We start from the raw sequence: 14,513 nt of genomic DNA, 5'->3' as shown, positions 1-14,513 counted from the left end.
TTCCTCAATGCTTGGCTGAAAAGGGCTGACCAGCGACATAGACGGTCTCGGGAATGACGGATCCGTCTTCTCCGAGACGAAATCGAAGCAGATCCGCTGGCGCGCCGACTGTCAGAGTTGGCAGCTGGAATGGTGTGCGGGGATTGATTGTTGCCAGCCTGAGTGCCTCGGCCAGCGTCAGGCCGGCCATGCGTCTGGCCGTCGTAATCCCGAACACGAGGCTGGCTGCTGCTCCCGCCAGAAACGGCGTACCGACCACTTCCAGCCGACCATTCGCTTTCAGTTCGACGCGTCCACCCACGGGCATGTCGTGGATCGCGGGTGGACAGCCCGCGAGCGCGACGGCGTCCGAAACCAGCATCGATCGTTCGAGCCCCTTTGCGCGCAGCATGGCCTTGAAGGTCTCGGGCGGAAGGTGATGGCCATCGGCGATGAAGCTCGCCCAGAGTCTGTCCTCCGCCAACTGCGTCCAGATCGGGTTGGGATGCCGCGGCAGCTGGGCCGCGATGCCGTTGCCGAGATGCGTTGACAACGTGGCGCCGGCCTCGACCGCGGCGGAGATCTGATCTGTCGTTGCGTTGGTATGGCCGAGCGCAACATGAACGCCGCGGGCCCGAAGCCCTCGCACATAGTCGGCCGTCTCCGGCCAGTGCGGTGACAACGTCACCAGGCCGATGAGGTTTCCGCAGGCGGCTTGCCAGGCGTCGAACTCATCGAGATCCGGTGGCCTGACGTGTTCGGCCGGGTGCGCGCCGCGAGGACCGTTCTCCGGTGCGATATGAGGCCCTTCAACATGGACGAAGGGGATCGCGTGCTTGACCAGCGGATCGCTGTCGCGTGCCTGTGCGATCGCGTTCAACGCATCGATGAGCGCGGCGCGCGATGCCGTGATCAGCGTCGGGGCAAAACGCGATACGCCACTGCCATGGACGGCCAAAGCGAGATCGCGAACCGTCTGTGGATCGGTGCCGCCATTGAGGTCGTGTCCAGCAAAACCGTTCAATTGCAGATCGAACAGCCCGAGCGACAACCAATGTCCGTCATCGGCCCCGCCCGGGGCGATGCCTGAGATGCGGCCATCGACGATGGTGATCGCATGAGGCTGTCCGGTCTCAGGATCGCGGCCCGAGATAGATGTCGTCGCGTGGCTCATGCGCGTGCCGGCGTTTGCAGCCGTGGTGGCGCGGAATCCCGGTCGAGATACAGCGTGCATCGCGGATGCGTACGCAATGCGCTCGCCGGGCAGGCAGCACCTATCGGGCCGTACAAGGATTGCTCGACGGCGGCGCGCTTGGCTGCGCCGGGCACCACGCAAAACAGCTGATGAGCGCCGAGCAATCGCGGGATCGTCAGGGTGATCGCGTGCGTCGGGACGTCGCTCAAAGTCGCAAAGCACTCGTCGTCGACCTGCTGCTGACGGCAGATCGCGTCGAGCTCGACGATCTTGACCTGCTTGGTGTCGTGCAAATCTGCGACGGGCGGATCGTTAAACGCCAGATGCCCGTTGACGCCGATGCCGAGGCATACGAAGTCTATCGGGGCTCCGGCCAGAAGGGCGGTGTAGCGCGCCGCTTCGCGGTCCGGATCTGATTCCTGTCCGATCAAATGGACCGCGCCCAGAGGGACGCGCGAGAAGAAATGGCGGGTCAGCCACACGCCGAAGCGCTGGGGCGCGTGCGCCGGAAGCCCAAGATATTCGTCCATGTGGAAGGCGATCACGCGTCGCCAATCGATATCGCGCGCGGTCACAAGCGCGTCCAGCATCTCTGCCTGGCTCGGCGCGGCGGCGAACACCATCCTCACACGATCTTGCCGTGCGAGGCGCTCGCGCAGCGCGGCAGCGATGTCAGACGCCGCAGCCCGGCCCATCGCATCCCGCGTCTCTGATATCGCGATCCCTGGAGCGACCGAAGCCATCATGCTCATCCGTGGTTCTTGTCGGGGCCTGTCACTCTGCGCATCAAGGATGTAATGCAATCGGTTGCATGTCAAGCTTGCGCCCCGGCGACGATCAAGGCATGTGTAATGTCGAGATCTCGCACAGGAGGCGCCCCCGGTGAAACGCGATTCCGACGGCAGGGAGCGGCGCTTAGAGATCGCGCCGACCATAAGTCAGGTCGCAAAGGTCTCCGGGGTCTCGCGCGCGACCGTATCGCGCGCGTTCACGCGACCGGAAATGCTGAGTGAGGGGACGGTCCGGCGCGTCAAGGCGGTCGCCGACAAATTGGGTTATGTGCCCAACCAGGTCGCGCGCGCGCTTTCGACCGGACGGCACGGCAATGTCGCGCTCATCGTCTCCGACGTTGCGAACCCGTTCTTTCCGCCTCTGATCAGAGCCGCACAGCTTCACGCCGACAGGGCGGGACTATGCGTCTTTCTGGGCAATTCGGACGAGGATCCCGCCCGTGAGGAATTGCTGCTCGGTCGCTTCATCGGCCAGGTGGAGGGGCTTGTGCTCGCCTCATCCCGTCTGGACGAAGCGCAGATCAGGATCTATGCGGCGCGTCGGCCGCTGGTGCTGATCAATCGCGACATCGAGGGAATTACGCGGGTCTTGATCGACACGGCGCCGGGCGTTGCCGCCGCGATCGCACATCTTGCCGAGCTCGGGCATCGGCACATCGCCTATGTCAGCGGCCCCACGACGTCATGGTCCAACCAGCAGCGGCGCAACGCCGTCCGCAAGGAAGCGGCGAAACGCGGGCTCAAGGTGATCGCCATTCCGGCCCGCCCGCCATCTTACGACACCGGGCGATTGGCCGCTGTCCCGATCGTCGCCAGCGGGGTGACCGCGGCCATCGCGTTCGACGACCTTGTGGCCCAAGGCCTGCTCGCGGGGCTTGCCGCCCTCGACGTTGATGTGCCCAGATCGTTCAGCGTGGTCGGCTGCGATGATGTCCTCGGCGAAACCACTTATCCGCAACTCACGACAGTGTCGGCGCGTTGCGCCGATGCGGGCGATGTCGCGGTTGGTCTCCTGCTCAGCCAGATGAATGGTGGCGCGTCGGGCGAGATCCGCCACAAGCTGAACTCACATCTCGTGGTTCGCGCGAGCACCGGTCCGGCGCCTGCGAAACGAAAAAGCCGCTGACGATTTGGTCAACCGCCTCGGAAAGCGGCAATGGATCGCAATTGACACGCAACCGGTTGCATGACAGCCTTTGGTTGGGATTTATGTAGTTCTGGGAGCGGGGACATGGCCTTCATCGCGACATCGGTCGGCACGTTCGGATATCCGACCTCTCCCGAGAAGAAGCGCCGTTCATGGCTGTCAGCCGCGCGATGGCTGGCGGTGGCTGTCGCCCTGCCAATGCTGGCGTCGCCGGCGTCGGCTGAGAAGCTGACCATCTGGAGCGGCTGGCCTGATCTCGCCCCGTTTTACAAGCGCGTCGGAGACCAGCTGAAGGCGAAGTATCCCGATCTCGACATCAGCGTCGAGGCCATCGCCTTGCGCGAGCATGAGAAGCGGCTGGCGCTCTCGCTTCCATCCGGCTCGGCCGGAGACGTGATCGAGATGGAGGTCGAGGCTGCCCGATATCTGGAGGCCAGCCTGATTCCGGAGCCGCCGGCCGCGATCGTGGATTTCGTCAAAGCCAATTACGACATGACGCGGGTGAAGACCGCGATGTATGACGGCAAGATCTACGGGGTGCCGCTGTTCCAGGGGCAGGGCGCGCTGTTCTACAACACCGAGATGTTCGCCAAGGCCGGCCTCAATTCGCCTCCCAAGACGATGGCGGACTACACGGCCTATGCGCAGAAGCTCGTGCAACGTGACGCATCCGGCGTGCCGACGGTCAGCGGCTGGAGTTTGCGTCTCAGCGGCGGTGGCTCCGGTATCGCGGAGAAGTACTGGACTATCCTCTATAATCACGGTGGCACGCTGTTGGAGGAGAAGGGCGGCAAGTGGCGCGCGGCCTATGCGAACGAGGCTGGCCGCAACGCGCTCAAGCAGTATCTCGACAACGTCGTTGCCTATCGGACGGTGTTGCCGGAGATGAAGGCAGACGCTGAAGCCTTCGAGCTCGGCCAGACCGCGATGTTCATCCGGGAGTCCTGGGTGATTGGCGATGTCGCCAAGAAGGCGCCCAACCTCAAATACGCGACGGCGCCGTTGCCGAAGGGAACGTTGATGGTCCCGGTGGACCTCTACGTCCCCAACAAGGGGCCGAAAAGCCAGATCGCCTGGGATTTCGTTCAGAAGGCCAACGAGCCGGAGAATTTGCTGTGGCTGCTCGAGAACACGGCGTGGGTGCCCAATCGCAAGGGGCTCGACTACTCTGCGGTCCTCGGCAAGATCCCCCAACTCGGCGCGTTCGTTAACACCCCCGCCGACCACGTCTTCTTCACCGTTCCGGCGATCAGTCCGGCCAGCGAAATTCTCACCCGGCTCGCGGCCCGGCTTGAGAAGGCATTCACCGACAAATCGCTGGCCGGAAACGATGCCGCCATCGACGCTTTCCTGAAATCTGCGGCTGAGGAGAGCGACAAGATCCTTGCCCGGGAAGATCTGCTGGCCAAACCGTAAGCTCGCCCCCAATGGTAGCGACCACACAATTGCAGCGCTAGCCGGCGGCCGCTCCGGGAGACTCCATGCGTTCCAAGCCGAAATGGCTGTTTCCGGTTCTGGCGCTGCTCCCGGTTCTCGGCCTCTATGCTTGCCTGCGCGTTTACCCAATCGCTGAGACACTGCGTCTCAGCCTGTTCAAGTGGAACATCATCTCACGGCGCAAGCCATTCGTCGGATTCGACAACTTTGTCGAGCTGATGAGTGATCCGCTGTTTCTCGAAGCGATTTTCAATACCACCATCGTCGCCTTCGGCGTCCTGGTGATCACCATTCCCGTCGGGCTGGCGCTCGCCGCACTGATCAACAGCCGGCAGGGGCTGCGACGCAGTGGCTTCTACGAAACCTCGATCTTCCTGCCGCACGTCGTCTCGCTGGTGCCGGCGGCGATGGCCTGGAAATGGATTTTCGATGCCCGGCTCGGGCCGCTCAATGCCCTTATTGGATGGTTCGGAATCCCGGCCCAGTCCTGGTTGTTCGACCCTGCCTTATCGTTGGTGTGTCTGATCGTGCTGTGCTCCTGGCAGTCGATCGGCTACGCCGTCCTGATCTTTCTGGTCGGGTTGAAGAACGTTCCGGAGGCGCTGTACGAGGCGGCGCGCCTCGACGGTGCATCCTCGTTCCAGGCCTTCCGCTACGTTGCAATCCCTCTGTTGAAGCCGGTGATGCTGTATGTCTCGGTGATCACGCTGATCTCGTCGTACAACATCTATGCGCAGGCCTTCGTCCTAGCCTCGGACGTCCAGGGTGCGCCGGGACATCTCGTTCGCGTCCTCGTCCTCGACATGCTCGAAAACAGTTTTCGAAATTATCGGGTCGGCTATGCCGCCGCCGAAGCCGTGGTCCTTCTCGTGATCGTGCTCGTCCTGACGGGCGCGCAGTTCAGACTGTTTCGGGATCGGAGCCGCGCGTGAGCGATCCAGACCATCCCTCCAGCGATGTTGATCGGAACACGCCTGCCGGCCTCGCGATCGACGTCGTTCTTTTTGCTGTCGGCCTGATGATGCTGCTGCCGCTCGTCTTCCTGATCAGCAACGCATTCAAGACGCCGCCGGAATTGCTGGCGTGGCCGCCAACCATCATTCCGGACCGGCCGACGCTGGAGAACATCCTCGGCGTGCTGCACGAAACGCCGCTGCTTCGCTGGATCGGCAATACGCTGATCTTTGCAGGGATTTCGACGGCCAGCATCGTCTCCACTTCCGCCATCGCCGGCTACGTGCTCGGCAAGTTCGATCTGCCCTGGTTTCCGGCCGTCTTCGGCGTCATCATCGCGACATCGGTCGTTCCCTTTGAAGTGTACATGATCCCGCTCTATCTGAACGTTCAGGCCGCGGGACTGCTGAACACGCTGCCCGGACTTCTGGTCGGTTATCTCGTGATGAGCTTCGGCATCTTCCTGGTGCGGCAATATGTGACGACATCGATCCCCGACGAGCTTCTGGAGGCCGCGCGAGTGGATGGGGCAGGCGAGGGATGGATCTTTCTGCGGATCGTGCTCCCATTGATGCGGGGCCCTCTGGGGGCGCTGGCTGTGCTGGCGTTCTTTCAGGCCTGGACCGCGTTCGCATGGCCGCTGGTCGTGACGGCCAACAAGGATACGTATACGCTCGAGGTTGGGCTGGCGCTGTTTCAGACCGGCTTCACAGTGGATATCGGTCATCTCAGCGCGGCGGCGGCCCTTGCTCTCGTTCCCAGCGCGCTATTCTTTTCGCTGATGCGCCGAAATTTCGTGCGTGGCGTGGCCGGAACCGGTCTGAAGGAATGATCGCCACGTCCCATTGGGCCGTCGGAGGAGCGCGCAGGACGTGATTGAACAGGAATACGATACGATCATCATCGGCGGAGGTTCCGCCGGAGCGACGCTGGCCGCGCGCCTCAGCGAAGATCCATCGCATCGTGTGCTGCTGCTCGAGGCGGGGCGGGATCTCCGCACTGCAACCACGCCGGAACATATCCGCATCCCCAACCCGATGCGCGCCATCGGCGACGACGACTTCCGCTGGCCGAAACTGTTGGCGCGACGCACCGAGCGGCAGCAGCCGCTGCTGCTCTGGCGTGGCCGCGCCATGGGCGGCAGCTCGACAATCAATGGCCAGATCGCGATCCGTGCTGTTCCCGACGACATCGACCGCTGGGCGGCCGCGGGCTGCTCGGGCTGGTCATGGGACGAGCTTCTGCCCTATTTCTGCAAGCTCGAGACGGACAAGAATTTCCCCGACGCGCCCTATCACGGCGATCGGGGTCCAATCCCGGTGTATCGCGCTCCGATCCCGGATTGGGGCAACGTCGACCGCGCGCTGCGCGCGTCGGCCCTCGGCCTCGGCTATGGCTGGTGTGAGGATCACAACGCGCCAACCGGCACCGGCGTCTCGCCCTACGCCATCAACAGCGAGGGCGGCTTACGGATCTCCACTAATGACGGCTATCTGGAGCCGGCGCGCGATCGCACCAACCTCGACATCGTCGGTCACGCGCTGGTCGACACCATCACCTTCGAAGGCAATCGGCTGCACGCCAACGGCGTCCATGTCCGCGTGAACGGTCGATCCTACACGCCCCGCGCGACGCGTGACGTTATCCTCTGCGCCGGCGCCATCCATTCGCCGGCTATCCTGCAGCGCTCCGGCGTTGGTCCTGCCGCCCTGTTGGAGAGACTCGGCATCCCCATCCGCGCGGACCTGCCGGTGGGCGAGAATTTGCTGGACCATCCGATCGTCAACGCACTGCTGCATTTGCGCGAAGGCAGCCAGGTGAGCACGCTGATGCACCGGCACACCAATTGTTGCCTGCGCTACTCTTCGGGCCTCGCAGACGCAGGCGACAACGACATGATCATGATCGCCGGCAATCTTGCCCGCTCGTCGCAATCGATGGTGGAAGTCACGCTGGGACGCATCGCGGTTTCCGTCTATCAGGCTTTCAGCCAGGGGCACGTCCGCATCGTGACGACCGACCCTGAGGTCGATCCGGCCATCGAGGAGCGCATGTTGTCCGACTCTCGCGATCTCTTGCGCATGCGCGACGGCGTCCGCCGCCTGCGTGATATCTGTCTGCAGCCTGCGGTGACCGATATCGCCGACCGCGTCGACTATGGCGCCAGCGGACGCTCCATGGACGAGCCGTTCAGTGATGCGGGGTTGGATGATTGGCTGTTCGCCGAGTGCAGCGACGCGCAGCACGCCAGCGGCACCTGCAGAATGGGCGCGCCGGACGACGCGCGTTCGGTCGTCGATCACGAATGCCGGGTGATGGGATGCACGGGATTGCGCGTGATCGATGCCTCGGTCATGCCGGAAGTGCCGCGCGCCAACACTCATTTGACCACGGTCGCGATCGCTGAGCGCATGGCCGATCGGTTGAAGGGCGCAACATAAGGCGTGACGGGCGTGAGACATGGTGCCGAACTCGCCCCAGCCGCCCGTAAACAAGCCTTGTTTTGCCTGATGTTGCTGGCTCTTTGCGCAAACGCCGCGCGTACGGCGCTATGTGCGTCGGCGGCTCAATCAAACTCAATCCGCAGAAACAGTACAGCAATCTGAAAGCCACACCGTGGCCACAGCTTTCCCGTTTCAGAGCAAGTCAGCTGCTCTTGAGGTGTGGAATGTCGTTTTTGCGGGCCTGGCTTGTCGCGGCGGTCGTGGGTGGCGTGTCGATTGCAACCTCACTTCCGTTGGTGCTGTTGCCGCAGCCGGCCGCGGCGACGCAAGCCATGGATACGATCGTGGTCGAAGGCAATCGCCGCGTCGAGGCCGAGACGGTTCGCTCCTACTTCAAGGCCGGCCCCAACGGGCAGTTCGACCAGGCCGCCCTCGACGACGGCCTCAAGGCATTGATCGAGACCGGCCTGTTTCAGGATGTGAAGGTCAACCGGGCCGGCGGCCATGTCGTGGTGTCGGTGGTGGAAAACGCCGTGATCGGCCGCGTTGCCTTCGAGGGCAACAAGAAGATCAAGGACGAGCAGCTCACCGCCGAGGTCCAGTCCAAGCCGCGTGGGACCTTCTCGCGCGCGATGGTGCAATCCGACACGCTGCGGATCGCCGAGATCTATCGTCGCTCGGGCCGCTACGACGTCCGCGTCACGCCTGAAATCATCGAGCAGCCGAACAACCGCGTCGATCTCGTCTTCACGGTCGAGGAGGGCGTCAAGACCGGCGTCAAGTCGGTCGAGTTCATCGGCAACAGCGCCTTCTCGGCCGCGCGCCTGCGCGACGTGATCAAGACGCATGAGAGCAATCTGCTCAGCTTCCTCAGCAGCGGTGACATCTACGATCCGGACCGGGTCGAGGCCGACCGCGACCTGATCCGCCGCTTCTACCTGAAGAACGGCTTTGCGGATGCGCAGGTCGTGGCGGCGCTGACCGAATATGATCCGGACAAGAAGGGTTTCCTCGTCAGCTTCAAGATCGAGGAGGGCCAGCAATACCGCGTCGGTACAGTCGACTTTCACTCCAGCATCGCCAATTTCGACGCGAGCTCGCTGCGCGGCTTTTCGCGCGTCAATGTCGGCTCGCTCTACAATGTCGAATCGGTCGAGAAGTCGACCGAGGAGATGCAGATCGAAGCCTCGCGCCGCGGCTATGCCTTCGCGGTGGTGCGTCCGGGCGGTGACCGGAATTTCGAATCACACACCGTCTCGGTCGTGTTCAACATCGACGAAGGGCCGCGCACCTATATCGAGCGCATCAATCTGCGGGGCAATACCCGCACGCGCGACTACGTGATCCGGCGCGAATTCGACATCTCCGAGGGCGACGCCTACAACCGCGCCCTGGTCGACCGCGCCGAGCGCCGGTTGAAGAACCTCGACTATTTCAAGAGCGTCAAGATCACCACGGAGCCCGGCTCCTCCAGCGATCGTGTGATCCTGATCGTCGACATGGAGGAGAAGTCGACCGGCGATTTCTCGGTCTCTGGCGGCTACTCCACGACCGACGGCGCGCTCGCCGAGGTCTCGGTCTCCGAGCGCAATCTGTTCGGCAAGGGCCTCTATGCCAAGGCGTCGGTGACTTACGGCCAGTACGCCCGCGGCGTGTCGCTGTCCTTTGTCGAGCCCTATTTGCTCGACTACCGGGTCGCACTTGGATTTGACACCTACTGGCGCGAGAATTTGTCGAACAGCTATACCAGCTACTCGGTGACGACGCTCGGCTTCTCGCCGCGCCTGGGCTTCGCGCTGCGCGAAGACCTGTCGCTCCAGCTCCGCTACTCGCTCTATCAGCAGACTATCACGCTCCCCAGCGCCTATAACAATTGTAACAACAACGCAGCCAATACATCGCTGGCCTTCAACCCGACGCCGGCCTACATCCAGAGCGTGCTGGGCGGAGTGGATCCCACCAACTCGACAAGTTCAGGTTACTACGGCTACGGCTGCTACGCTGACGGCGAATCGAGCCTGCCGATCCGCAAGGAATTGGCGAGCGGCCCGACCTTGACTTCGGCCGTGGGTTATACGCTGACCTACAATACGCTCGACAACACAAAGAACCCGAACGACGGCCTGCTCATCGACTTCAAGCAGGATTTTGCCGGCGTCGGCGGCGACGTCACTTATCTGAAAACCGCGCTGGACACCAAATACTACACGCCGCTGGTGTCAGAGATTATCAGTGTGATCCATCTCCAGGGCGGTGTTCTCAACAAGATCGGCAACAACGATCTGCGCATGCTGGATCACTTCCAGATGGGCCCGAACCTCGTGCGCGGCTTCGCGCCCAACGGTATCGGTCCGCGTGACATCACCTATGCAAGCTTCGGCGCCACCGGCGATGCGCTCGGCGGTACGAAATACTGGGGCGCGTCCACGGAGTTGCAGATGCCCTTCTGGTTCCTGCCCAAGGAGGTCGGGCTGAAGGGCGCGGTCTATGCCGATGCCGGCTCGCTTTGGGGTTATCAGGGGCCCACCTCATGGGCGGCGACGGGCGAGGTCAATACCAAGGCTTGCCCGACCTGCGGACTGCAATATGACGACAGCAGCGTGGTGCGCTCGTCAGTCGGTGTCGGCCTGATCTGGGCCTCGCCGTTCGGACCGCTGCGCTTCGACTACGCTGTGCCGCTCACGAAAGGCAAATACGACATCGTGCAGCAGTTCAGGTTCGGCGGCGGTACGTCGTTCTAGCCTGTGAGAATCCGCCGGCAGGCATCGACGAACACCTGCGCGCCGGTGATAATGTCGGCATCGGCGGTGTTCTCGGTCCAGTGATGGCTGATACCGCCGATCGAGGGCACGAACAGCATCGCTGCCGGCATGATGGTCGCGAGCATCTGAGCATCGTGCCCGGCGCCGCTCGGCATGCGCAGTGATCGTCCGCCGGCCAGGGCCTTGCTCGCGGCCTCGATCGCATCCTGGAAGCGTGTATCCATCATGGCGGGCGCGCCCACGCGTATCCGCTCCACGGTCACGGTACAGGGGCCCTTGCCATTGGCCTCGTCCGCCATCGTTCGCAGCAGCTTTTCCAGCCGCGCGATTATCGTCGGGTTGTCGTCGCGGATCTGGAACAGCATCTCCGCGCCACCCGGAATGATGCTCGGCGCGCCCGGATCGAGCGTGATGCGACCGGTGGTCCAGACCGTGCGCGGTCCGCATGCAGCCGGGAAACGCTGGTCGACCGCCACGCAGAATTTGGCCAGCGTCAGGCCGGCATCCTTGCGCACGGCCATGCGCGTGGTACCGGCATGGTTTTGCTCACCGGCGAAAGCGATGCGGTACTGCCAGATGCCGACGATGGAAGTCACGACGCCGATCGCGAGTTTGTCGCTCTCGAGCGTGTCGCCCTGCTCGATATGCGCCTCGAGATAGCCGACGTGCCGTCCCGGCTCGGCGGCGACACGGGCGCGTCCGGCAAGCCCCATGGCGGCCAGCGCGTCGCGCATGGTGCGGCCATTGGTGCGGTCGCGCGCGGCATCGATTTCCGCTTCGGTCACCTGCCCGACATAGGAGCGCGAGCCGAGGAAGCTGCCGAAATGGCCTTCCTCGTCACACCATGCGGCGACTTCGACCGCGCCTTTCACCGAGGGATCTGTGTTGAGCACGCGCGCCGCCTCGAGCGCATAGACGACACCGAGTGGGCCATCGAGCCAGCCAGCGTAGTTTTGGCTCTCGAGGTGCGATCCGGCGAGTAATTTCGGTCCGGGCTTCGCACTGGTGCCGAGGACATTGCCGATGCCGTCGATCGCGCCCGCAAGGCCGGCCTCGGGCAGCTTCCGCACCAGCCAGTCCAGCGATTGCCTGTGCGGCTCGGAGAAGGTCGGCTTGTGCACGCCAGTCTTGTAGGCGCCCAGCGCACGCAGCGCATTGAGATCGGCGAGGACGCGCTCGCCATTGGCGTGGGACTGAGTATCAGGCATGTTCGGCAACCTTCAGCGCCTCGGTGCGGATCTCCTCGACCAGCCGTTCCTTCAGCTGGACGAATTCGGGCGTAGTCTTGATCTTGTAGGAGCGCGGATGCGGCAGGTCTACATTGATCTCGGCCTTGATGCGGCCGGGGCGGGCGCTCATGACGATGACGCGGCTGCCGAGGAAGATTGCCTCCTCGATGTCATGGGTCACGAACAGCACGGTCTTCTGGTCGCGCTCCCAGATGCCCAGCAACATTTCCTGCATCAAGGCGCGGGTCTGGTTATCCAGCGCGCCGAAGGGTTCGTCGAGCAGCAGGATCTTTGGATCATTGGCGAGCGCGCGTGCAATCGCGGTGCGCTGCTGCATGCCGCCCGAGAGCTGCTTCGGCCAATGGTTCTCGAAGCCGGACAGTCCGACCTGGCGGATGAAGGCATCCGCAACCTTGTTGCGCTCGCCCTCCGGCACGCCGCGCTCGCGCAGGCCGAAGGCGATGTTCTCGCGCACGGTGAGCCAGGGAAACAGCGTGTAGGACTGGAACACCATGCCGCGATCCGCGCCGGGGCCGGTGACCTCGCGGCCATCGAGCGTGACGCGTCCGCTGGTCGGACGGTCGAGGCCTGCAACGATGCGAAGCAGCGTGGACTTGCCGCAGCCGGAGGGCCCAAGGATCGTGACGAAGTCGTTGTTGCCGATGATGAGGTCGGTCGGCTCCAGCGCTCTTGTGGGCGCGTTGCCGTGGCGCGCCGGGAAGGTCCGCGAGACCTGTTCGATCCTCAGCGTGGTCATGCGAGCCTCCACGGAAACAGCCAGGCGTTGAACGCCTTGAACATGAAGTCCGAGAGGAGGCCGATCAGCCCGATGACGATGATGCCGAAGATGATCTGACCGGTATTGAGCAGCGCCTGGCTGTCGGTGATCATGTGGCCGATGCCGGAGGACGAGCCGATCAGCTCGGCGACGATGACGTAGGTCCAGGCCCAGCCCAGCACCAACCGCAGGATCTCCGCGATTTCGGGTGCGGAGGATGGCAGCAGCACGCGGCGGATGATGCCGCGGTCGCTGGCGCCGAGCGTATAGGCGGCTTCCACCAGATCGCGCCGCGTCGCGCCGACTGTCACGGCGACCATCAGGATGACCTGGAATACCGAGCCGATGAAGATGACCAGCAGCTTCTGCAACTCGCCGATGCCGGCCCACAGGATCAGGAGTGGAATGAAAGCCGAGGCAGGCAGATAGCGCGCAAAGGAGACGAACGGTTCGAGGAAGGCCTCGACCGGCTTGTAGGCGCCCATCAGCACGCCGAGCGGCACCGCGATGATCGCGGCGAGCGCAAAACCGCCGACAACGCGCCAGATCGTCATGCCGATGTCGAACAGGAAGCCTTGCTTGGCCAGGAGGTCATAACCTTCCTGCACCATGGTCAGCGGGTTGGCGAGGAAGGTCTTTGACACATGGCCGCCGAAGGTCGCCCAGGACCAGAGGGCGACGAACAGCACGAAGAACGCGAGGCCATAGGCCACGCGCTGCTTCGATGTCACGGAATCCAGGGGACGCATCAACAGTCTATCCGAATGGTCGATCATGTGCTGGTCCCACCGCGCGGCGGGACCAGCAGCTTATCCAGGCTTACTTGATGAAGCTCGCGTCGAAGAGGTCTTCGACTTTCGGCGCCGCCTTGATGATGCCGATTTCGAGCAGGAGGTCGGCGGCATCCTTGTTGAACGCGAGGAAGTCGCCCGCGAAGAACTTCTGGTTCGCGGCCTTGTCCTGCCAGCGCAGATATTTTGCCGAGTTGCCGAACGCCTCGCCGGTCTGCTTCACGTCGGCGCCCATGATCTCATAGGCCTTGGTCTGGTCCTTGGCGATCATGTCGAGCGACTCGAAATAGCTGTCGGCCAGCGCCTGCGCCGCCTTCGGATTCTCGCTGAGGAATTTCGGCGTGCAGCCGAACGTGTCCATCACGATCGGATAGTCCAGCGTGGTGGCGATGATCTTGCCCTTGTCGGGCGCGGCGCGCACGGTCGACAGATACGGCTCGTAGGTCATCGCGGCATCGTTCTGGCCGGAGACGAAGGCCTGCGCGGCGGCCGCCGGCTCGAGGTTCACGACGGTGACGTCCTTCACCGTGAGGCCGTTCTTCTTCAGCATCCAGGCCAGCGCGAAATAGGGCGAGGTGCCGGGCGCGGAGGCCGCAACCGTCTTGCCCTTCAGCTCCTTGATCGACGTGACGTCGTTGCGCACGGCCATGCCGTCGGCGCCGAAGCTCTTGTCGAGCTGGAAGATCTGCTTGGTCGCGACACCGTTGGCGTTCCAGGAAATCCAGGTCTCGACCGTGGTCGCGGCGCACTGCACGTCGCCGGAGGCGATGGCGAGGTGGCGGTCCTTTTGCGGGATCTTCTTGATGGTGACGTCGAGGCCGTTCTTCTTGAAGATGCCGGCTTCCTTTGCCAGCGTCAGCGGCGCGAAGCCGGTCCATCCGGAGATGCCGACGCCGACCTTGACGTCGTCGGCGAGCACGGGAGTGGCGGCTGCGAGAGCAATGATTGTCGCAAAAACTGTCGAACTACGCATGATTGTCGTCCTCTTGCCGATCGATGGTTTGAC

12 protein-coding genes are annotated in these 14,513 nt (G+C 63.4%); 6 read left to right on the top strand and 6 right to left on the bottom strand.

From position 1 onward, the window contains the following. Positions 1-4: 4 nt before the first annotated feature. Both FXB40_RS05275 and FXB40_RS05270 read right to left on the bottom strand, forming a co-directional pair. Positions 5-1,153 carry an N-acetylglucosamine-6-phosphate deacetylase gene (locus tag FXB40_RS05275; RefSeq protein WP_148771142.1) on the bottom strand — a complete coding sequence of 383 codons (1,149 nt, stop codon included), beginning with the start codon at positions 1,151-1,153 and terminating at the stop codon, positions 5-7. Beyond that, positions 1,150-1,869 (bottom strand): glucosamine-6-phosphate deaminase, encoded by a 720-nt coding sequence (locus FXB40_RS05270; protein WP_148771191.1) that lies wholly within the window; start codon positions 1,867-1,869, stop codon positions 1,150-1,152. Before FXB40_RS05270 ends, FXB40_RS05275 begins: the two co-directional genes overlap by 4 nt. A gap of 187 nt (positions 1,870-2,056) precedes the next feature. Here FXB40_RS05270 and FXB40_RS05265 point away from each other — a divergent pair, with 187 nt between their 5' ends. The 6 genes from FXB40_RS05265 (at position 2,057) to bamA (ending at position 10,688) form a co-directional block, all read left to right on the top strand. After that, positions 2,057-3,091: a LacI family DNA-binding transcriptional regulator gene (locus tag FXB40_RS05265; RefSeq protein WP_148771141.1), complete on the top strand. Its 1,035-nt coding sequence runs from the start codon at positions 2,057-2,059 to the stop codon at positions 3,089-3,091. A gap of 105 nt (positions 3,092-3,196) precedes the next feature. Next, positions 3,197-4,528: an extracellular solute-binding protein gene (locus tag FXB40_RS05260; RefSeq protein WP_246207385.1), complete on the top strand. Its 1,332-nt coding sequence runs from the start codon at positions 3,197-3,199 to the stop codon at positions 4,526-4,528. A 65-nt stretch (positions 4,529-4,593) separates the two neighbouring features. Continuing rightward, on the top strand, positions 4,594-5,481 hold the full coding sequence (locus FXB40_RS05255) for a carbohydrate ABC transporter permease (RefSeq protein ID WP_148771140.1): 888 nt from the start codon (positions 4,594-4,596) through the stop codon (positions 5,479-5,481). Then, complete coding sequence (locus FXB40_RS05250) at positions 5,478-6,335, top strand: carbohydrate ABC transporter permease (RefSeq protein ID WP_246207383.1); 858 nt, start codon at positions 5,478-5,480, stop codon at positions 6,333-6,335. The genes FXB40_RS05255 and FXB40_RS05250 overlap by 4 nt, the downstream gene beginning before the upstream one ends. A 40-nt stretch (positions 6,336-6,375) precedes the next feature. Then, on the top strand, positions 6,376-7,944 hold the full coding sequence (locus FXB40_RS05245) for a GMC family oxidoreductase (protein WP_148771139.1): 1,569 nt from the start codon (positions 6,376-6,378) through the stop codon (positions 7,942-7,944). A 227-nt stretch (positions 7,945-8,171) separates the two neighbouring features. After that, positions 8,172-10,688 (top strand): outer membrane protein assembly factor BamA, encoded by a 2,517-nt coding sequence (gene bamA, locus FXB40_RS05240; RefSeq protein ID WP_148771138.1) that lies wholly within the window; start codon positions 8,172-8,174, stop codon positions 10,686-10,688. Here bamA and FXB40_RS05235 read toward each other — a convergent pair. From FXB40_RS05235 to FXB40_RS05220, 4 genes are all read right to left on the bottom strand, one after another. After that, positions 10,685-11,917: a Zn-dependent hydrolase gene (locus FXB40_RS05235; RefSeq protein ID WP_148771137.1), complete on the bottom strand. Its 1,233-nt coding sequence runs from the start codon at positions 11,915-11,917 to the stop codon at positions 10,685-10,687. The genes bamA and FXB40_RS05235 overlap by 4 nt on opposite strands. After that, positions 11,910-12,695 carry an ABC transporter ATP-binding protein gene (locus FXB40_RS05230; RefSeq protein WP_187436679.1) on the bottom strand — a complete coding sequence of 262 codons (786 nt, stop codon included), beginning with the start codon at positions 12,693-12,695 and terminating at the stop codon, positions 11,910-11,912. The genes FXB40_RS05235 and FXB40_RS05230 overlap by 8 nt, the downstream gene beginning before the upstream one ends. Beyond that, entirely contained in the window at positions 12,692-13,465 is a 774-nt protein-coding gene (locus FXB40_RS05225) for an ABC transporter permease (RefSeq protein ID WP_148771189.1), read from the bottom strand. The genes FXB40_RS05230 and FXB40_RS05225 overlap by 4 nt, the downstream gene beginning before the upstream one ends. A gap of 70 nt (positions 13,466-13,535) precedes the next feature. Beyond that, on the bottom strand, positions 13,536-14,480 hold the full coding sequence (locus FXB40_RS05220; protein WP_148771135.1) for an ABC transporter substrate-binding protein: 945 nt from the start codon (positions 14,478-14,480) through the stop codon (positions 13,536-13,538). Between the last annotated feature and the right edge of the window lie 33 nt (positions 14,481-14,513).

The sequence above is a fragment of the Bradyrhizobium rifense genome, assembly GCF_008123425.1.
Taxonomy (GTDB): domain Bacteria; phylum Pseudomonadota; class Alphaproteobacteria; order Rhizobiales; family Xanthobacteraceae; genus Bradyrhizobium; species Bradyrhizobium rifense.
The sequence above is the reverse complement of the archived record's forward strand: the minus strand, read 5'-3'. Positions and strand labels throughout refer to the sequence as shown.

Coding starts and splice junctions, on each gene's coding strand:
- FXB40_RS05275 (WP_148771142.1), bottom strand. CDS start 1,153: ATGAGCCACGCGACGACATCTATCTCGGGCCGCGATCCTGAGACCGGA.
- FXB40_RS05270 (WP_148771191.1), bottom strand. CDS start 1,869: ATGGGCCGGGCTGCGGCGTCTGACATCGCTGCCGCGCTGCGCGAGCGC.
- FXB40_RS05260 (WP_246207385.1), top strand. CDS start 3,197: ATGGCCTTCATCGCGACATCGGTCGGCACGTTCGGATATCCGACCTCT.
- FXB40_RS05255 (WP_148771140.1), top strand. CDS start 4,594: ATGCGTTCCAAGCCGAAATGGCTGTTTCCGGTTCTGGCGCTGCTCCCG.
- bamA (WP_148771138.1), top strand. CDS start 8,172: ATGTCGTTTTTGCGGGCCTGGCTTGTCGCGGCGGTCGTGGGTGGCGTG.
- FXB40_RS05235 (WP_148771137.1), bottom strand. CDS start 11,917: ATGCCTGATACTCAGTCCCACGCCAATGGCGAGCGCGTCCTCGCCGAT.
- FXB40_RS05230 (WP_187436679.1), bottom strand. CDS start 12,695: ATGACCACGCTGAGGATCGAACAGGTCTCGCGGACCTTCCCGGCGCGC.
- FXB40_RS05225 (WP_148771189.1), bottom strand. CDS start 13,465: ATGCGTCCCCTGGATTCCGTGACATCGAAGCAGCGCGTGGCCTATGGC.
- FXB40_RS05220 (WP_148771135.1), bottom strand. CDS start 14,480: ATGCGTAGTTCGACAGTTTTTGCGACAATCATTGCTCTCGCAGCCGCC.